Here is an 18,530-nt window from a genome sequence, read left to right as displayed (position 1 = left end):
TAATAATGAGACACGGTAAAAAATTCAATCACTTAGGAAGAACAGCTTCTCATAGAAGTGCTTTACTTTCTAATATGGCTTGTTCTCTAATTGAGCATAAAAGAATCAACACTACTGTAGCTAAAGCAAAAGCTTTAAGAGTATATGTTGAACCTCTATTAACAAAGGCAAAAGAAGATACTACACACAATAGAAGAATTGTTTTTTCATATCTTCAAAGTAAAGAAGCGGTTACTGAACTTTTCAGATCAGTAGCTCCTAAAATCGCTGAAAGAAACGGTGGTTATACAAGAATCATCAAAACAGGTTTCAGACCAGGTGATGCTGCTGACATGGCTCTTATCGAGCTGGTTGATTTCAACGAACTTTACAATCCTAATGCTGAGGAGAAAAAAGCTACAAGAAGAAGCAGAAGATCTGCAACTGCAAAAAAAGCTGAAGCTGTAGTAGCTGAAGCTCCAAAAGCAGAAGAGAAAGTTGAAGAGCCTAAGGCTGAAGCAACTGACTCTGCAGAAGAGAAAACTGAAGAATAATATTCATTCAGGTATAAATGAAAAGCCATCCAGATTCTGGATGGCTTTTTTATTTGCTGGCTTCTGTTAAGAATACTAAATCTTGCTTTACAAATGAGCAGTGAATTTTAGATTCGCTATTGACAATTCACCATTCATTATTTCTAAACTCCGATTCCGAAATTTAACCGGTTAAATTTTCGTTCTTTTCAGCTCAATCACATTATTCCCCTGTTCCAGGTGAAGACTGTCACCTTTTACCCTGGCGGTCATATCATCCTTTTTGTAGATGACTTCGCCGTCTTTTGTGTCCGTTTTAGGTAATGTAAAAGTCTTTTTGTTGCTGGTAATGGCTACATTACTTTCCTTAGGATCATTTTTGAACACTACTTTTACTAATGTTCCGTCTGTAGCCTTGTAAACGAAATCTGTTTTTTCTGTTTTCTGACCATTCACTTCAATTGTTGAGGAACTTTCGGTTACAGAATCAATTTTTCCGTTATTGTCCGTGATCACAGTTTCTGAACTGTCAGTTTTGAGGATGCTTTTGTTTCCGCTTTCACTTTTTTTGCAGCTGGTTAATAATAATGCCACAGCTGAAACTGCTATTAAAAGGCTTTTTCTCATGATATTTATTTTTTTAATGGTAGGGTTAATTGTTTTTCTATTGTAATAGAAATTTTAACTAAATTTAATAGAAACAAAAAACAAACCAATAACCCTGAACTCAAGTCACTAAATTACACAAAAGTGTAATTGATTCCGCCTTGTTTTCTTACGAAATTTGTTTTAAAGAAAAAACAATGAGTATTTCCATCGCCATAGTAGAAGACGAAAAGAACTATAACAATGCATTAAAGAAAGTCATCAATTATCAGGATGACATGAAAGTGACTGCTCAGTTCTTTGACGGGAATGATGCCCTGAAAAATCTTCCAGATATTTTACCGGATGTAGTGATGATGGATATCCAGCTTCAGGATATGCTGGGGATTGAAATCATTGAAAAGCTAAGAAAAGAAATGCCCAATACCCAATTCATCATGTGTACCAGCTTTGAAGATGATGAAAAGATCTTTGATTCATTAAAAGCCGGAGCTATGGGCTATCTTATCAAAGGTGAAAGCATGGACAAGATCCTTTCTTCCATCCGCGATGTGTATAATGGCGGCGCACCCATGAGCCTGTCCATCGCCCGAAGAGTCTTGAGCCATTTTGAAAAAAAACTTCCCGAAATTAAAGATTTTAATGATCTCACAGAACGTGAGAAAGAAATTCTAGAGCTTCTTTCACAGGGACTCCTTTACAAAGAAATTGCCGGCAAAAAGTTCATCAGCATCGATACTGTAAAAAAACATGTAGGAAACATCTATCGAAAACTGCATGTCAGCAATAAAGTAGAAGCTATAAATAAATTTAACCATTTTAAAAACTAAGAAAATATGAAAACAATTAAACTATTAAGAATTATTTATCTGGTAACTTTAATTTTGTTTTTTGGAAGCTGCAAGAAAGATAAACCCGGAGAGATAAAGAATGGAGCTTTAGAACGGCCGGAACAAAAAGCTAATGTAGCTCCTGTTGACTCTAATGGGGATAGTATATATATAAAGAAGTATGATTATCTAAGCTTATATACTATATTAACAACAATACCGGATACGGATGTAGATAAGTATTATGGGAAATATTCAAATACCTATAAACCACATTTAGGATTAGGAAAGAAATATCCATATTCTTTTGATATAGCTCCGGCTGTAGGAGAAGAAATGAAGAAAATGGTGAAAAATAATGACTCGATACGTTTAATCCTTACAACAAGAGGAAATCATTTGGAAATTCTTTTTGCTGACTCAGATAATAATAAATACATTATCACAGAAGATGCTATTAAGCAAGTTGATGAGAAAGCATTTAAAGAAATGGATAATGCTTTCAAAACTGGTATTTATGATGAAATGACAAAAGCTAAGATGAAATTGGTAGATTCAGAACAGTCCGGTGATAAAACGTATGGTAATACTACTGAAATACTAATACCATATGCTGAATTTAATCAATACGAACCTACAAAACATACTTTATCCTTTTTACCTGGAGTATTAACGAATAATACAGTTAATAGTACAAATAAAAGTAAAATGCACCATCTAACCTTAATCATGTGTTTGATGGAACTAAGCCCTAACAAAGCCCTTAGAAATCCCCCAACCGTTTTTTCTGACGACTTTTGTTTGAAGCCCCCAGGTTGTTAAAGGTGTATATATTCTATTTAATTTTAATTTTTCTTTGTCTTGCTTTTTCAATTATAAATAAAACAGCAAGACAAAGGCTTTTGTATTTATACTTTCTGATTGTTTTTTTATCAGAGATCCTGATATTTATAGGAATATTTGATGGTGGCATTTATAAATACACTAAGGTTTTTTATATTATGTTCTTTATATTTTATTTTAAAGAACTTTTTACATTACATTATAATAGATATATTTTTTTATTTATAGTCATTACCTGCCTGCTTATAAAGAATAGTATTGGAGATGAAAATTTATTACCGGTAGTACAAAGTTTTGTCTATGTTTTTCTTAGTTTAGAATGGATGCTGCTGCAAATTAAAAATCCTAATGAGGTTTCAATTTACAATAAACAGAAATTCTGGTTTTGTGCTGGACTTTTATTATGGAGTGCCGTATTTTTGATGCGAATCATTCCATCCTTGTTTTTTGCTGAAAAGGATAGTACTTTTTTCCAAGGTATAAATTACTTTTATCAGGGAATCACTATTTTTTGTTATGCGTTATTCTTGAGAGGTATTTTTTGCCTAAAATAGTGTTCGGAATTTAATTAAAGATAGAAATGAATGACTTGGATAGAATAAAACTCACCTATATTATTGCAGTTATTGTAATAATGCTATTCATTGCTTTCATTATTTTCGTTGTTCTAATGTATAATAAAAAACAGCTTTTGTATCTTAAAGAACAGCAGCTTAAAGAAGCAGAACACCAAAATCAGCTTCTTCAGAAAGAGCTCGAAAAACAAAAATCCATAGAACAGGAACGAGAACGTATTTCCCACGATATGCATGACGATCTCGGAGCTGGGATTTCAGCATTAAAGCTTCAGGCAGAGTTTCTGAAGCAGAAAGCGGAAGACGGAGATCTGCAGAATGATATCGATGAACTCCTGAAAACCTCAGAAGAAATGAATCTTTCCATGCGCGAAATGCTCTGGAGTCTGAACTCAGGAAATGATACTCTGGGAAGTTTTATAGACTATGCCATACAGTATACCGGGAACTTTCTGAAAAGAACAAAAATTAAACTTTTATCAGAAAGCGAAGATATTATATCAGAAACACCAATTTCCACAGAACTGAGGCGTAACATATTTTTATGTTTAAAAGAGGCTTTGAATAATGCCTATAAACACAGTCGGGCGAATTCTTTAAAGCTTTCCTTTCTTCAGGAAAAAAACATTTTCACAATGAAAATCTCGGATGACGGTGTCGGAATTCAGGACGCGGATACCGAAGGAAACGGTCTGCGCAATATGAAGAGAAGGATGCAGGAGCAGAAAGGTGAATGTCATATTCTAAAAGAAAATCCGGGAACCCAAATCATTTTTAAAATTACAATATAGACTTCAGAAAGTTCAATGCAAACAATTCTTTGGAGAGCTCCTGTTTTTTACAGAAACATGGAATAGAAACAATGGAAAATGTTATTCGAACAGATAATTAGACCATAATTTTCCGGTGTTATAAAAAACACTGAAGAAATTTTATTTATTACCAAATATTAAAGCCCACTTTTTTCATCAGGTTAGTTTTTTCATTAAATTTGTGATCAAGTATAATTTTAATAATAAACAACTTGAAGCTTTTGCGGATGGTTTAAAACTAAACAATATGAGTGCAATTTCTTTCATAGAAGCGAGACAAATTTTGGATTCCAGAGGTAATCCTACCATTGAAGTAGATGTATTTACAGAAAGCGGGGCCATGGGGCGTGCTGCCGTACCTTCAGGAGCATCTACAGGTGAACATGAAGCAGTGGAATTACGTGACGGTGGTTCAGACTATATGGGTAAAGGAGTCCTGAAAGCTGTTGAAAATGTAAAAGAAGTAATTGCAGAAAACTTAATCGGACAACCGGTTTTTGAGCAAAACTTTATCGATCAGATCATGATTGATCTTGATGGAACTCCAAACAAGGGAAATCTTGGGGCTAATGCAATCTTAGGAGTTTCTTTAGCTGTAGCCAGAGCTGCTGCCGCTGAATTGAGAATGCCTTTATACAAATATGTAGGCGGTGTTAATGCCAACACTCTTCCTGTTCCGATGATGAATGTTATCAACGGAGGATCACACTCTGATGCTCCTATCGCATTCCAGGAATTTATGGTAATGCCGGTAAAAGCAGATTCTTTCTCTCACGCTTTGAGAAAAGGAACTGAAATCTTCCATAACCTGAAATCTATTCTTCATTCAAGAGGTCTTTCTACAGCAGTAGGGGACGAAGGAGGTTTTGCGCCTACTTTCAAAGGAACTGAAGATGCATTGGATACATTGCTTCAGGCTATTGAAAAAGCAGGCTATAAGCCAGGTGATGACATTATGTTAGCCCTTGACTGTGCTGCTTCAGAATTTTATAAAGACGGAATTTACGACTACAGAAAATTCCAGACTCCGGATGCCGCTCAGTTCTCAAGCAGCGAGCAGGTTTCTTACCTTGCTGAATTAGCAGCCAAATATCCTATCATCTCTATTGAAGACGGTATGCAGGAAAACGACTGGGAAGGATGGAAAATGCTTACCGATAAAATCGGGGACAGAGTACAGCTTGTAGGTGACGATTTATTCGTAACCAATGTAGAAAGATTGTCAAGAGGAGTAAAAGAAGGTATTGCCAACTCTATCCTTGTAAAAGTGAACCAGATCGGTTCTCTTTCCGAAACAATGGATGCCGTACAAATGGCTCAGAATAATAAATTTACTTCAGTAATGTCTCACAGATCAGGGGAAACTGAAGATTCTACAATTGCCGATTTAGCAGTTGCTATGAACTGCGGACAGATCAAAACAGGATCTGCTTCAAGATCAGACAGAATGGCGAAGTATAACCAGCTTTTAAGAATTGAAGAAGCATTGGGTGATACTGCATTTTTCCCAGGTTTAGATGCATTTAAAATCAAAAGATAATTGAATTTATAAATAACGGCAAGCGATATTTTTTGTTTGCCGTATTTTGTAATAAGTAGTATATTTAGAAAAAAATAAATAAATGTCAGACAACAAAGTAATATTGAATTACGACGGTAATTCATATGAATATCCAATCGTGGATAGTACTATCGGAGACAGAGGGATTGATATTTCAAAATTAAGAGACCAGACAGGTTTAATCACTCTGGATTTAGGGTACAAAAACACCGGAGCTACTCTTAGCGACATCACTTACTTAGACGGAGATAAAGGAGAATTATTCTACAGAGGTTATCCAATCGAGCAGATTGCTGAAAAGTCTAACTTTACAGAAGTAATGTACCTTTTATTAAACGGTGAATTACCTACTCAGGATCAGTTCAGTTCTTTCAACAACAACATCAAAAAATATAACTTTATAGCAGAGGAGATGAAAAAAATCATCGATGCTTTTCCTCGTTCTGCTCACCCTATGGGAGTTTTATCTTCTTTAACTTCCGCTTTAACTGCTTTCAATCCTAAAGCAGTTAACGTAAACTCTAAAGAAGAAATGGATCATGCTGCAGAATTAATGATTGCTAAATTCTCTCACCTTTGCGCATGGACCTACAGAAAAACTCAGGGTCTTCCGCTTAACCACGGAGACAACAGCCTGAACTATGTAGAAAACTTCTACAAAATGGCATTCAGATTACCAAATGAGGAATTTGAAGTAAATCCGGTTATTGTAGATGCTCTTGATAAATTATTAATCCTTCACGCTGACCACGAACAAAACTGTTCTACTTCTACAGTAAGAATGGTAGGTTCGGCTCATACAGGTCTTTTCGCTTCTATTTCTGCCGGTGTTTCTGCACTTTGGGGACCTCTTCACGGAGGTGCTAACCAGGCTGTGATCGAAATGCTTGAGCTGATCGATAAAGATGGAGGAGACGTTAATAAATGGGTGGCAAAAGCAAAAGATAAAAATGACAGCTTCCGTCTAATGGGCTTTGGACACAGAGTGTACAAAAACTTTGACCCAAGAGCGAAGATCATTAAAAAAGCAGCTGATGATATCCTTAGCGCATTGGGAATCCAGGATAAAGCTCTTGATATTGCCATGCAGTTAGAAAAAGTAGCTCTTGAGGACGAATATTTCGTAGAAAGAAAACTATATCCAAACGTAGACTTCTATTCAGGTATTATCTACAGAGCGTTAGGAATTCCTACAGAAATGTTCACTGTAATGTTTGCATTGGGAAGACTTCCGGGATGGATTTCTCAGTGGAAAGAAATGAGAATGAAAGGAGATCCTATCGGAAGACCAAGACAGGTTTACCAGGGTGCTCAAAAAAGAGATTACATCGATATTACAAACAGATAGTCCCTGTTTTATCATAAACAAAATCCCAAGGCTTTGCTCTGGGATTTTTTATTTTAATTGGTTGTGTCTTTTTATAAAATGGAATCGATAATTTTATTAAATTTACTTCCATAACTTGATCACTTTCAATAGGTTTGGTTAAAGCCTGATAATGGGAATCATTACTAAATAGGCTGAAGTCTGTTCCTGTTGAAAATCATAAATAAAGACTGATAAAATCAGTTATTAGGCATGTTTATATCAAAAAAAATATTACAATGACTTTCGGACAGCAGATGTTATTTTTCTTTAGTGCGGTAGGAGCCTTTAATGGGTTGCTGCTCGGGTTCTATCTTCTGTTTGTCAAAAAACTTAAAAACATTCCGGATTTCTTTTTAGGCTTGATTTTATTGACTTTAAGCATCAGAGTTGGAATTTCCGTTTGTATCTATTTCTATCCGGACTGGCCGCGAATCATTCCGCACTTTGGGATGTCTGCGCTATTTTTTACAGGGCCGGCTTTATATTATTACATCAAATCATCATTTCAGAGAGAAGAATTTGATTTAAAACAATGCAGAACATCTTTTGGTGCGCTGACATTGGTTCTTGGGACAGTTGGGCTGCTGTACCTATTCTTTCCGGTTACATGGGACAAGTATTTCGGGACCTTTATTTATACGGTTTGGTCAGTATTTGTTTTGCTTGCCGTATATCAATATTATATTTTTTCAAGGCAGACAGCAAAAAATCCCAATCAATTTATCCTTCCCGTGCTCATCAGCAATGTGATTATTTTCCTGGCCTATCAGTTAATTTCTACAGGCTGGGTACAAATTTACTGTGCAGGCGGAAGCCTTGTATTCTCATTTGTGCTGTATGCTAATTTTTTAATTCTGTTCAGTAAAAAGAATCATCAGGGTTCTGTGAAAGAAATTCCTAAATACACCAATAAAAAGATTTCAGAAGAACTGGCTGACGGTTTTGTTTCAAAACTCGATCGGCTGATGAATTCCGAAGAACTATACAAAAATCCAAACCTGAAATTAAGTGATCTGGCAGCAAAAATGAACATGTCTGCCCATCAGCTTTCCCAATTGCTGAATGATAATCTCGGTAAAAGCTTTTCGACTTACATTAATGAATACAGGATCAGCGAAGCCTGCCAAAAAATAGAAAACGGCTCCTTCCTCAAGATCGAAGAGATTGGTTATGAAGTTGGGTTTAATTCCAAGTCTACTTTCTTTTCCACATTCAAAAAAATTAAAAATACCACACCGCTTTTGTACAAGCAGTCACAAACCCCTTCTGAAGTAAGGTTTCAGAGTTCAGAATTATAATTTCGTACTGCGGAATTTAAACTTCAAAACCTTATTTTTTCAATAGCCTGCTACTTTTGGTTTCATAAAATTAAAATTTATGAATATCAGATTATGGTTTTTGCTGTTGCTATTATTTCTTTCCTGCTTCGGGAAAGCTCAGGAAACAGTACAGGGAAAGGTTGTGGATTCAGAAACTAAAAAGGCTGTTTTTAAGGCTGAAATAGCTCTGTTGAATAAATCAGACCGACGCGTCCTTCAAAAAATTTTGACAGATTCCTTAGGTTTTTTCCAGCTGAATAATATAGCTGCTGGCTCTTACTTTGTGATCCGGAAAAAAGAATATGAAACGAAAGAGTTGGATAAAGTAGAAGACCTTTCTGTGATTGAGTTGCAACCTGTAGCTCAAAATATCTCAGAAGTAGTGATCCGTTCAGTGCCCAGAAGTATCAGGCTCAATGATGGAAATATCGTAATGAGCGTTTCCGGAAATAAAGATTTTAAAACCTCTGCAAATCTTTTTGAAGTTTTAAGAAAGACACCGGGTGTTTCCATAGATCAGGAAGGCGGTATTTTTATTGGCGGAAGAATTACTCCTGCTATATTTATTGATGGTAAACCTGTCACCATGAGCAGCCAGGAACTGCAGGCTTATCTCCGTGCATTACCGCCTGAAATGGTAGAATCTGTTGAAGTAAATGCCAATCCTTCTTCAAAATATGATGCGGAATTTAAAGGAATCATCGATATCAGGCTGAAAAGAAACGGAAACCTCGGCTGGAAAGGAAATTACAATGGAAATGCATATGTTAATAAGTTCAGTTACAGGGAAAACTCTTTAAACCTTTCTTATAATACAGAGAAAACAGCCTACAGTCTGCAGGCAGGTTACAATAATGGTATTTCCACCTATCGCTATAATGCATTGCAAAAACTTGCAAACACCAATGTCATGCGAACCAATACCTATCAGGAAGATGAAGGAAACGTATACAGTATTAAGACCGGAGCAGATTTCAGGATAAATGATAAAAACAGGTTAGGCATCAATATAAGAGGTAATTTCAGAACCAGTGACCGGGTCCGTTCAGGATCACTTTATACCACTAATAAGGATGAATCACAGCTGATCTTTAACACAGAAAGTAAAAACCCTACAGATTATTCCCAGGAAAATTATGGGGTAGCTGCAGATTATTCATTTCAGAATAAAGGTTTCAAACTGAATTTTACAGGTAATTATCTTTCCGTCAAAAACAAGCAGAAGGATGATTTTATCAATAAAGATAAAGCTGCATCTCAACTTTTGTCTTATTGGAAATCTGACCTGCTTAATAAAATTGATATCCATACCGCGCAAATCGACATTTCGCAAAAGATAGGAAATGCTGATCTTGAGGCAGGAATGAAATACAGCCGTTCCAATACCCATAATAATATCCGCTACGATACACTCTCTGTAAATGATCATTTTATCTTTGATCCGGAACGCAGTAATATCTTTTCGTACAAAGAGAAAATATGGGCAGGCTATGTTTCGTACATGCAGAAGTTTGGAAAGCTCCAGATGAATGTGGGACTGAGGTTTGAAAATACAGAGAGTATTTCGGATGCTGTTACCAAAGATTCTGTGGTTTCAAGAAATTATCTCGAATGGCTGCCGTCTTTCAGTACAGCATATACATTCAGTAAATCTAATGAGCTGTCACTTTCGTACAGCAGAAAGATAACGCGGCCTGTGTTTTCCCAGCTCAATCCGTTCCGGGTTTATTTCAGCCCGCTGAATTACTGGATAGGAAATCCTTATCTGCAGCCTTCTTTCACCAGCCAGATCAAACTTACGTACCGTTATAAGAATTGGGTCACCAGCTTTACAGCAGGTAAAGAAAAAGATGTGATGACCCGGTATCCGCTTTACAATCCCAAAACTAATGTCCTGGAATATCTTGGAACCAATCTTCCCTACCGGAACTTTGCTTCTATAGAAACCAGCTTTCCTGTGAAACTGACAAAATGGTGGAATATTACCAGCCAGCTCGCCGGATACTATAACGATGAGTTCAGACCCTATCTGGGTGAAGTTTTTGCTTTGAAAGTCTATAATTATGAAATACGGGTAAATCAGGTTTTCACCTTGCCTAAAGGATATACCGTTAATCTCTTTGCAAATTATGAGTCCAAAACCGGAAACAGCCTGTATATCATAAAACCAAGGTATACAGTGGATCTGTCTGTGCAGAAGTCTTGGTTTGATAATACATTGAATACAAAGATCAGCTATAACAATATTTTCGATTCCTACGATCAGCGTTTGGAATTCAGGCATAAACAGATTATGGATAACCGTTTTACGCATTGGTGGGACAATAGCCGCCTGATGCTTTCTATAGGATATAGTTTCGGAAGTTCAAAATATGAGGCCAAAGAACTTCAGAAGACAGAAGAGGAGAACAGAGCAAGATAAAAAAATAAAACCTGCTTATCGTAAGCAGGTTTATTGATTTTTTGATTATGGACAAACGCAGTTACCACACGTCCAGATGGTACAGTTTCCGTTTTCGTCCCACTCACAGCAGTATCTAGGTCTGGTTATCCCTCCTCCTGTGATTAATTTCTGCTCGTTTCTTCCTAATTTTTGTGCATTTTTCAGCACAGAATTTTTCTTGTTCATGATTTTGATTTTTTGATGTTAATAGTTAAATTTTAATATATAATTCCATTGAAATTATATCACTAAGATATGAATTTATTTTATAAAATAAACTGTTTTTTCTTTCTTATGTAGATGAAAAATAGTCAATTGTAGATTAATTATGTAGTCAGATTAAATGAGATTAATATTATGATTAAACAAAATCATAATAGAATATAAAGGTATTTTCTTGAGGATAACCATCATTAAGATCAAATTTGATGTATAAAACAAATCAAAAGTTTTCCAGATAGAGACCTTTACTTATATTTGTAGTATTGCATAAATCTTTATGAAACTAAACATTAAAAACGAAACGGGCAGGCTGAAATCAGTTGTTCTAGGACAGCCTAATTCAATGGGAGCCGTTCCCACACTTGAGGAGAGCTATGACGCCAAGTCATATTACTCCATCGAACACAATATGTATCCTAAAGAAGAGGATATTATCAACGAAATGAATGCTTTTGAAGCAGTATTGAAGAAATATGATGTAGAAGTACTTCGCCCAAGCATTATCAAAGATTATAACCAGGTTTTCGCAAGAGATGTGGCTTTTGTGATTGACGATAAAATGATCATCTCAAATGTGATCGCTGACAGAGCTGACGAACAGGATGCTTATAAGAAAGTTTTTGAAAAAGTAGCGTGGAGAAAGATCATCAATCTTCCGGAAACTGCGCATATTGAAGGAGGAGACGTAATTGTATGGGATGATTTCCTTTTTATAGGAACATGCTTCAGCGAAGACTACAGAAACTATAAAACAGCGAGAACTAACGAATATGCTATTGAAATTCTAAAAGAATATTTTCCCAAGAAAAGAATCATCGATCTGGAATTAAAGAAAAATGATAAAGTTCCCTTTGAAGGCATTCTGCACCTGGACTGTACATTCAATCCGGTAGGAAAGGATAAATGCCTCATCTATAAAAACGGATTTGTGGATGAAAGTGATTACCGCCTGATCATCGATATCTTTGGGGAAGAGAACTGCTTCCACCTTAATGATGAAGAAATGTTTGAAATGTTTCCGAATATCTTCTCTATTTCTCCCGAAGTTATTGTATCAGATAAAACATTTACAAGAATGAACAACCACCTGAGAAACGAGTGGGGAATGACTGTAGAAGAAATCCCTTACAGGGAGATCTCCAAAATGGGTGGACTGCTGAGATGTTCTACAATGCCGTTGGTGAGAGAGTAGATTACTGTGAAGATTAGATGATAGGTAATTTCTGAATCGTTTAATCTTTCAATCTTTTAATTTTTAAATCTAAAACAATGCAAACAACAGATACAGTATTAATGATAGAGCCGATTGCATTCGGCTACAACGCGGAGACCGCAGAAAACAATTACTTCCAGGTAGAGCAGAAAGGTTCTGATATTCAGTCTAAAGCTTTGGCAGAATTCAACACCTTTGTTGGGAAACTTAGGAGTAAAGGGGTAAATGTAATTACTATAAAAGATACATTGGATCCTCATACTCCGGACTCTATTTTCCCCAATAACTGGGTAAGCTTCCATAAGGATGGGAAAGTTGTCCTATACCCAATGTTCGCTTCAAACAGAAGAGTGGAAAGGAGGGAAGATATTATTGAAAGTATCAAAAATCAAGGCTTTGAAGTTACTGAAATAGACGACTGGTCATTGCCTGAAACTCAGGGTCACTTCCTGGAAGGAACCGGAAGCATGATCTTCGACCACGATAATAAGATTGCTTATGGCTCAGTTTCTCTAAGACTTGACGAAAATTTATTCAGAGAATTTTGTGAAAAGTATGGCTTTACACCGATAGTGTTCCATTCTTACCAGACTGTAGGTACAGAACGACTTCCAATTTACCACACCAATGTTATGATGTGTGTGGCAGATAAATTTGTAGTCATCTGTCTTGACTGCATCGATAATGAGCTGGAAAGAGAAAAAGTGATTGAAACCATCAAGAACTCAGGAAAAGAGATTGTCGAAATTTCAGAAGAGCAGATGCAACAGTTTGCAGGGAACATGCTTCAGGTTCAGAATAGAGACGGACAGAAGTTTTTGGTGATGAGCCAGACGGCTTATCAATCCTTAACACCTGAACAGGTTGCTGCCATAGAAAAATACTGTGAGATTATTTACTCAGATCTGAATACCATCGAAGTGAATGGAGGTGGAAGCGCCAGATGCATGCTTGCCGAGGTTTTCCTTCCTAAAAAATAACAGTTTAATAGTAATTATTTAAATATTCTTCCGGCTTTGTTTCAAGGCCGGATTTTTTTTGATCTGTTCATTTCTTCAAATTGAGACAAAAGACAAAAAAGTTACCTAAATTTGTTCTTTAAGCAAAAAATTATGAAGATACAGCAGTACTTTTTATCATTCGCTGTTCTGTTGGGAATATTTGTTGGTGCCCAGCAGAAAACATTCTGTAACCCGATTAACATTGATTATGGCTATACGCCGTTCGAAGCTTTCTCAAAACAGGGAAAACATCGTGCTACCGCTGATCCGGTAATCGTTAATTTTAAAGAAAAATTATTCCTTTTTTCTACCAACCAGGAAGGATACTGGTACAGCGACAATATGCTGGACTGGACATTTGTAAAAAGGAAATTCCTGAGAGATAACAAATACATCCACGATCTGAACGCGCCCGCCGTTTGGAAAATGAAAGATACTTTATATGTTTACGGATCTACCTGGGAACAGGATTTCCCGATCTGGAAAAGCACCAATCCTACCAAAGACGACTGGAAAATTGCGGTGGATACTTTAAAAGTGGGGGCCTGGGATCCCGCGTTCCATTATGATGAGGATAAAAATAAGCTGTATCTCTACTGGGGATCCAGCAACGAATGGCCGCTTCTGGGAACAGAAGTGAAGGTTAAAAACTTGCAGTCAGAAGGATTTGTAAAACCCATTATAAAACTGAAGCCAGAAGATCATGGTTGGGAAAGGTTTGGGGAATATAATGACAATGTTTTCCTGCAGCCATTTGTAGAAGGAGCATGGATGACTAAACACAACGGGAAATATTACATGCAATATGGTGCTCCGGCTACCGAATTCAGTGGATATTCCGATGGAGTTTATGTCAGCAAAAATCCTCTGGAAGGTTTTGAATACCAGCAGCATAATCCTTTTTCCTATAAACCCGGAGGTTTTGCAAGAGGAGCAGGACACGGAGCCACTTTTGAGGACAATTACAAAAATTGGTGGCATGTGTCAACCATCTTTATTTCCACTAAAAATAATTTTGAAAGAAGATTAGGAATCTGGCCGGCAGGATTTGACAAAGATGATGTAATGTATACCAATACAGCTTACGGAGATTATCCAACCTATCTTCCTCAGTTTGCTAAGGGTAAAGATTTTTCAAAAGGCCTTTTTGCAGGCTGGATGCTGCTGAATTATAACAAGCCTGTCCAGGTTTCTTCCACTTTAGGAGGCTACCAGCCGAATTTAGCGGTAGATGAAGATATTAAGACCTATTGGAGTGCAAAAACCGGAAATTCCGGAGAATGGTTCCAGACCGATCTTGGTGAAGTTTCCACAATCAATGCGATCCAGATCAATTACGCAGATCAGGATGTTGAATTTTTAGGAAAAACATTGGGCAAAATGCATCAATATAAGATCTACGGCTCGAATGACGGAAAGAAGTGGAATGTTGTCGTAGATAAAAGTAAAAATACCAAAGATGTTCCCCACGATTATATAGAGCTCGAAAAACCTGTCAAGGCAAGGTTCCTGAAAATGGAAAACCTGAAAATGCCTACCGGGAAGTTTGCTTTAAGCGGTTTCAGGGTATTTGGAAAAGGAGAAGGCGAAAGACCAAAGAAAGTGGAAGGATTTGTCCCTTTAAGAGCCGATCCTAAAAAATACGGTGAAAGAAGAAGCATCTGGATGAAATGGCAGCAAAATCAGGATGCAGACGGGTATGTGATCTATTGGGGGAAATCTCCGGATAAATTGTACGGAAGCATCATGGTGTACGGGAAGAATGAATATTTCTTCACCGGAGCCGACCGAACAGATTCTTACTATTTCCAGATCGAAGCCTTCAATGCGAATGGAATTTCGGAAAGAACAGAGATTGTAAAATCTGAATAGAAAAATAAAACGCTTTGAGAATTTCAAAGCGTTTATTTTTTATCAGTTTGTTTAAGGAAAACAGCAATTTTATTAATCAGGAACTCATCATTCGGAGCTTTGTCCCAGTCCAGATGGCCGCCGTTGAATTCGTAGGTTTCATGCTTTACTTTATTTTGAATCAAAGCAGAATCTAATATTCTCTTTTGAGATAAAGGAATAACCTGATCTCTGTTTCCATAAAAAGAGAGAGTAGGTGGAGATGTTTCATTAATCCAGAAAATAGGATTCGGAATATCTTGATGGGTTATATCTGTTGGAGTTGGCTTTGATGAATCAATCATGTGTTTTTCGACAAAAGAATAGTCAGAATAATTTTTGAAATCAGCACTATTTAAATCAGCAGGTCCCACAATATTTACAATTGCCTTCACTTTTGTTCTATGCTTATGGTCGAAAATTCTATTATAACCGTATAACATTGATAAATGTGCACCTGCGCTGTTTCCAAGCAAAATAAATTCAGGCTTAACCTTCATTTCCACAGATTTTTTAACTAATAAATCCAAGGCATTATCAATGTCTTTTGTTTGATTAGGAAGGATAAAGGAATGATTGTCTGCCAATCTGTAATTCATATTGGCAAAAGCATAATCAGGAAATTTCTTCATCATAGAAAGGGTAAAGAACGTAAGCTGGGATTTATCTCCGCCTCGCCAGCCTCCACCATGAATGATGATAAAAACACCCTTTATTGAGTCTCTGTTTTTAGGAGTATAAAGATCTAACTTCTGTTCGGGATCATTTCCATACTGGGTATTTTCTTCTTTTTCAAAACTGATATCTTTAGCCAAAGTCACTGTTTTTTGTTTGCAGCCGGTCCAAAGAAGGAAGGTCGAAAGAAAATACAGAATAATCATAAAACTTTTATCCATAATCATAAAGATAGAAAAACCCGCCGGAAATTCCGGCGGATCTTACCACAAAATAATTGATATGAAGAAATGATAGTTCTATCTTGTTCTGCTTTTAATGGCGTCAGAAGCTCCTTCGATGTCTCTTACCTTTTTCACTTTCTGGTTTCCGAAATTGTAGGTAATGCTTAACGTCATGCCTCTGTTGTATCTGTTCTGGTGGATATAGTTGTAGTTTCCGTTGTCCTGGTAATCTTCAATTTCAATGATATTTGTATTTAAGACATCATTTACATTCAGGGCAAATGTCCAGTCGTTCCAGATTTTTTTAAGGCTCAAATCCAGGCTCATAAGATTTCGCAATACTCCAAGCTCGATCTGCTGCTTATCTACAAAGAAGTAATTAACTCCGGCAAACCATGTTTTCTTTTTATCCAGACGAATCGTGTTGTTGGTTTGAATAACAATGCTCGTTGATTTTCTTTTGTTTTCATAAGTTGGGAAAACATCTCCCGAAGTAGGATCTATACTTAAACTCCCGTTGTTGATATTATGCTGTACACCAATATTAAAGTTAGTTGTCCAGTATTGTTTGAAAAAGGATTTTTGTATTCCCACCATTGCAGACATCTCCTGCTTATCTCCAAAATTGGTACGGATGTATCTCAATTGGGTGTAAGGATCCATAATTGGCTGTCCATTTGGGCCAGGGACAGGATTTCCCTGTGCGTCAATTCTCGGTTTCAGAATGTCTCTCTGCAGCGGAACCTGTGTAATTACATCTTTAAAGTAGGAATGATTTAAAATCAGGAAATATGAATTTTTATACATATACGTAAGTTCCTGGTTGTAAGTGGAAGACGCTTTTACAAAAGGATTATTCTGTGTATAATTATCTTCAGTCAAAATATTCCTTACCGGGTTTATTTCCCAGAAGCTGGGTCTTCTCATTCTGCTTGAAAATGCATAGGAAATATTGTTTTTATCATTGATGGCATAATTCAGGCTCAGATAAGGTAAAAGGTTGTTGTAGTTTCTCTCAATTCTTTTCAAATCGGTAGTAGGAGCGTTATCAGAAGTTCCTAAACTGTGTGTGATTTCATATCTGGTTCCTACTTTTCCTGAAAACTTATCAGAGAACTTTTTTTCAAGTGTTAAATAAACACCGTAAATACTTTCATCATAGATAAAATGATTCGGTTCCGGTTTTTGTTTTACCAGTTGACCTTTTTTATCGAATTCGTAGGTATAATTTTTAGTATCGTTATCTGTTTTGGTTTTGTTATAATTACCTCCCACAGATACAGTGAAATCATTCTTGAACTTTTGAATATAATCGGCCATTCCCGAAAAGTTATTAATAATCTGAGGCAGATCCTGGATCACCTGTTTGCCCAGCAAAGAATAATTTCCGGAAGCATCTGGAAGAAGAGTCCTGTTATCAGTATACTGGAATCTCTTGTAATTCAGATAGGCTGCATTAAGGTTTAACTTACTTCCCAAAGAATCTGTTTTAAGCTCATAGTTCAGATTTAATGAATTGTTATAAGAACGGGTATTCTCGTTATTTTTTGAATTGCTGTAATTAAAAATATAATCTTTGCTCTCTGCATCATAGGAGCGAACGGTATTGTACAGATCTACAGTAGAATTATAGCTTCTGTTGGCCCAGGTATTCCATGTTAGTGCCAGATTGCTGTTTTCTGTAAGCTGATAATCAACGTTGAGGTAACCGCCTAAATTTTTATTCGGGTCATTGATGTCTCCTTTAGATTCGTTGGAAGAAAGGCTGTTTCCGTTTCTTAAAGTATAGGTCTGAGCCTCTATATTTTCACCGCCGTTAAGATTGGCGCTGATTCCCAGTTTATCCTTCCTGTAATTGATGGAAAAAGCTGCTGAGCTTGCATTGTATTTGTTTTGTGAATTGGCCATCCTCATATTTCCGCTCAAGCCGTCGCTCATTTTTTTCTTTAAAACGATATTGATGATCCCATCTGAAGATTCCACCTGAAACTCACTTCCGGGAACCGTAATCACTTCAATTTTCTGAATATTTTCAGCAGGTGTGTTTTTAAGGAACTGAACCAGGGATTCAGAATCCATATTGGTTTTTCTACCATTGATGTAGATCAGGGCATTGTTTTTTCCCGCAATCTTTAACGTCTTATCATCCGTTGAAGACAGAAGCGGAGTCTGTTTCAACAAGTCAAAAGTGGTGTTTCCTTTGGCAACAGGAGATGCTGCAACATCATATACAAAACGGTCACTTTGCTTCTTAAAAACCTGTTTTGTAAGAGTAATTCCTTCTATGGATTTGGTTTTTACCGTGTCGGATTTTTTTTCCTGCGCGAAAATTACGCTTCCTGAGATAGCTGCTGCCAGTATAATGATCTTTTTCATGATTCTTCTTATTTAGTGCCGCTGTAAAACGGAGTGGTTGGAGAGGTTGTAATTTTTTT

The 18,530-nt window shown here is 36.6% G+C and carries 15 protein-coding genes; 11 read left to right on the top strand and 4 right to left on the bottom strand.

Going from position 1 to position 18,530, the window contains the following annotated elements:
- Window positions 1-5 precede the first annotated feature (5 nt).
- Window positions 6-533: a 50S ribosomal protein L17 gene (rplQ, locus tag ACMGDK_RS07640; RefSeq protein WP_436807408.1), complete on the top strand. Its 528-nt coding sequence runs from the start codon at window positions 6-8 to the stop codon at window positions 531-533.
- A gap of 171 nt (window positions 534-704) precedes the next feature.
- Here the strand turns inward: rplQ and ACMGDK_RS07635 are convergent, their stop codons facing one another.
- Window positions 705-1,139, bottom strand: a complete 435-nt coding sequence (locus ACMGDK_RS07635; RefSeq protein ID WP_436807407.1) for a hypothetical protein — start codon at window positions 1,137-1,139, stop codon at window positions 705-707.
- A gap of 176 nt (window positions 1,140-1,315) precedes the next feature.
- On the opposite strand from ACMGDK_RS07635, the gene ACMGDK_RS07630 reads away from it, so the two are divergent.
- The 7 genes from ACMGDK_RS07630 to ACMGDK_RS07600 all read left to right on the top strand — a co-directional run bounded on the left by ACMGDK_RS07630 (window position 1,316) and on the right by ACMGDK_RS07600 (window position 10,849).
- Window positions 1,316-1,948 (top strand): response regulator, encoded by a 633-nt coding sequence (locus ACMGDK_RS07630; protein ID WP_436807406.1) that lies wholly within the window; start codon window positions 1,316-1,318, stop codon window positions 1,946-1,948.
- A 6-nt stretch (window positions 1,949-1,954) separates the two neighbouring features.
- Window positions 1,955-2,770 (top strand): hypothetical protein, encoded by an 816-nt coding sequence (locus ACMGDK_RS07625; RefSeq protein WP_436807405.1) that lies wholly within the window; start codon window positions 1,955-1,957, stop codon window positions 2,768-2,770.
- Window positions 2,771-3,371: 601 nt separating this feature from the next.
- Complete coding sequence (locus ACMGDK_RS07620) at window positions 3,372-4,157, top strand: sensor histidine kinase (protein ID WP_436807404.1); 786 nt, start codon at window positions 3,372-3,374, stop codon at window positions 4,155-4,157.
- Between the two features lie 268 nt (window positions 4,158-4,425).
- Window positions 4,426-5,718 carry a phosphopyruvate hydratase gene (gene eno / locus ACMGDK_RS07615; protein ID WP_034703140.1) on the top strand — a complete coding sequence of 431 codons (1,293 nt, stop codon included), beginning with the start codon at window positions 4,426-4,428 and terminating at the stop codon, window positions 5,716-5,718.
- Between the two features lie 82 nt (window positions 5,719-5,800).
- A complete protein-coding gene (locus ACMGDK_RS07610; RefSeq protein WP_436807403.1) occupies window positions 5,801-7,087 on the top strand; it encodes a citrate synthase in 1,287 nt (428 codons plus the stop codon).
- Window positions 7,088-7,344: 257 nt separating this feature from the next.
- Complete coding sequence (locus tag ACMGDK_RS07605; protein WP_436807402.1) at window positions 7,345-8,406, top strand: helix-turn-helix domain-containing protein; 1,062 nt, start codon at window positions 7,345-7,347, stop codon at window positions 8,404-8,406.
- 79 nt (window positions 8,407-8,485) lie between these two features.
- The gene (locus tag ACMGDK_RS07600) at window positions 8,486-10,849 is read left to right on the top strand and encodes a TonB-dependent receptor domain-containing protein (protein WP_436807401.1); all 2,364 of its coding nucleotides are present in this window, start codon (window positions 8,486-8,488) and stop codon (window positions 10,847-10,849) included.
- 45 nt (window positions 10,850-10,894) lie between these two features.
- On the opposite strand, the gene ACMGDK_RS07595 is transcribed toward ACMGDK_RS07600, so the two are convergent.
- Entirely contained in the window at window positions 10,895-11,056 is a 162-nt protein-coding gene (locus ACMGDK_RS07595; RefSeq protein ID WP_436807400.1) for a hypothetical protein, read from the bottom strand.
- Window positions 11,057-11,369: 313 nt separating this feature from the next.
- On the opposite strand from ACMGDK_RS07595, the gene ACMGDK_RS07590 reads away from it, so the two are divergent.
- The 3 genes from ACMGDK_RS07590 to ACMGDK_RS07580 all read left to right on the top strand — a co-directional run bounded on the left by ACMGDK_RS07590 (window position 11,370) and on the right by ACMGDK_RS07580 (window position 15,178).
- The gene (locus ACMGDK_RS07590) at window positions 11,370-12,284 is read left to right on the top strand and encodes a dimethylarginine dimethylaminohydrolase family protein (protein WP_436807399.1); all 915 of its coding nucleotides are present in this window, start codon (window positions 11,370-11,372) and stop codon (window positions 12,282-12,284) included.
- 77 nt (window positions 12,285-12,361) lie between these two features.
- A complete protein-coding gene (ctlX, locus tag ACMGDK_RS07585; protein WP_436807398.1) occupies window positions 12,362-13,285 on the top strand; it encodes a citrulline utilization hydrolase CtlX in 924 nt (307 codons plus the stop codon).
- Between the two features lie 132 nt (window positions 13,286-13,417).
- Window positions 13,418-15,178, top strand: a complete 1,761-nt coding sequence (locus tag ACMGDK_RS07580) for a discoidin domain-containing protein (protein ID WP_436807397.1) — start codon at window positions 13,418-13,420, stop codon at window positions 15,176-15,178.
- 32 nt (window positions 15,179-15,210) lie between these two features.
- On the opposite strand, the gene ACMGDK_RS07575 is transcribed toward ACMGDK_RS07580, so the two are convergent.
- Both ACMGDK_RS07575 and ACMGDK_RS07570 read right to left on the bottom strand, forming a co-directional pair.
- Window positions 15,211-16,092 (bottom strand): alpha/beta hydrolase fold domain-containing protein, encoded by an 882-nt coding sequence (locus tag ACMGDK_RS07575; RefSeq protein WP_436807396.1) that lies wholly within the window; start codon window positions 16,090-16,092, stop codon window positions 15,211-15,213.
- Between the two features lie 78 nt (window positions 16,093-16,170).
- Window positions 16,171-18,471 (bottom strand): TonB-dependent receptor domain-containing protein, encoded by a 2,301-nt coding sequence (locus ACMGDK_RS07570; protein WP_436807395.1) that lies wholly within the window; start codon window positions 18,469-18,471, stop codon window positions 16,171-16,173.
- Window positions 18,472-18,530: the final 59 nt, after the last annotated feature.

It is taken from the genome of Chryseobacterium hilariae, from assembly GCF_051400735.1.
Taxonomy (GTDB): Bacteria; Bacteroidota; Bacteroidia; order Flavobacteriales; family Weeksellaceae; genus Chryseobacterium.
This window is presented reverse-complemented; position numbering and strand designations above follow the sequence as displayed.

Excerpts from the sequence above, each read along its gene's own strand:
- rplQ (WP_436807408.1), top strand. The coding sequence starts at position 6 with ATGAGACACGGTAAAAAATTCAATCACTTAGGAAGAACAGCTTCTCAT.
- ACMGDK_RS07635 (WP_436807407.1), bottom strand. The coding sequence starts at position 1,139 with ATGAGAAAAAGCCTTTTAATAGCAGTTTCAGCTGTGGCATTATTATTA.
- ACMGDK_RS07630 (WP_436807406.1), top strand. The coding sequence starts at position 1,316 with ATGAGTATTTCCATCGCCATAGTAGAAGACGAAAAGAACTATAACAAT.
- ACMGDK_RS07625 (WP_436807405.1), top strand. The coding sequence starts at position 1,955 with ATGAAAACAATTAAACTATTAAGAATTATTTATCTGGTAACTTTAATT.
- ACMGDK_RS07620 (WP_436807404.1), top strand. The coding sequence starts at position 3,372 with ATGAATGACTTGGATAGAATAAAACTCACCTATATTATTGCAGTTATT.
- eno (WP_034703140.1), top strand. The coding sequence starts at position 4,426 with ATGAGTGCAATTTCTTTCATAGAAGCGAGACAAATTTTGGATTCCAGA.
- ACMGDK_RS07610 (WP_436807403.1), top strand. The coding sequence starts at position 5,801 with ATGTCAGACAACAAAGTAATATTGAATTACGACGGTAATTCATATGAA.
- ACMGDK_RS07605 (WP_436807402.1), top strand. The coding sequence starts at position 7,345 with ATGACTTTCGGACAGCAGATGTTATTTTTCTTTAGTGCGGTAGGAGCC.
- ACMGDK_RS07600 (WP_436807401.1), top strand. The coding sequence starts at position 8,486 with ATGAATATCAGATTATGGTTTTTGCTGTTGCTATTATTTCTTTCCTGC.
- ACMGDK_RS07595 (WP_436807400.1), bottom strand. The coding sequence starts at position 11,056 with ATGAACAAGAAAAATTCTGTGCTGAAAAATGCACAAAAATTAGGAAGA.
- ACMGDK_RS07590 (WP_436807399.1), top strand. The coding sequence starts at position 11,370 with ATGAAACTAAACATTAAAAACGAAACGGGCAGGCTGAAATCAGTTGTT.
- ctlX (WP_436807398.1), top strand. The coding sequence starts at position 12,362 with ATGCAAACAACAGATACAGTATTAATGATAGAGCCGATTGCATTCGGC.
- ACMGDK_RS07580 (WP_436807397.1), top strand. The coding sequence starts at position 13,418 with ATGAAGATACAGCAGTACTTTTTATCATTCGCTGTTCTGTTGGGAATA.
- ACMGDK_RS07575 (WP_436807396.1), bottom strand. The coding sequence starts at position 16,092 with ATGGATAAAAGTTTTATGATTATTCTGTATTTTCTTTCGACCTTCCTT.
- ACMGDK_RS07570 (WP_436807395.1), bottom strand. The coding sequence starts at position 18,471 with ATGAAAAAGATCATTATACTGGCAGCAGCTATCTCAGGAAGCGTAATT.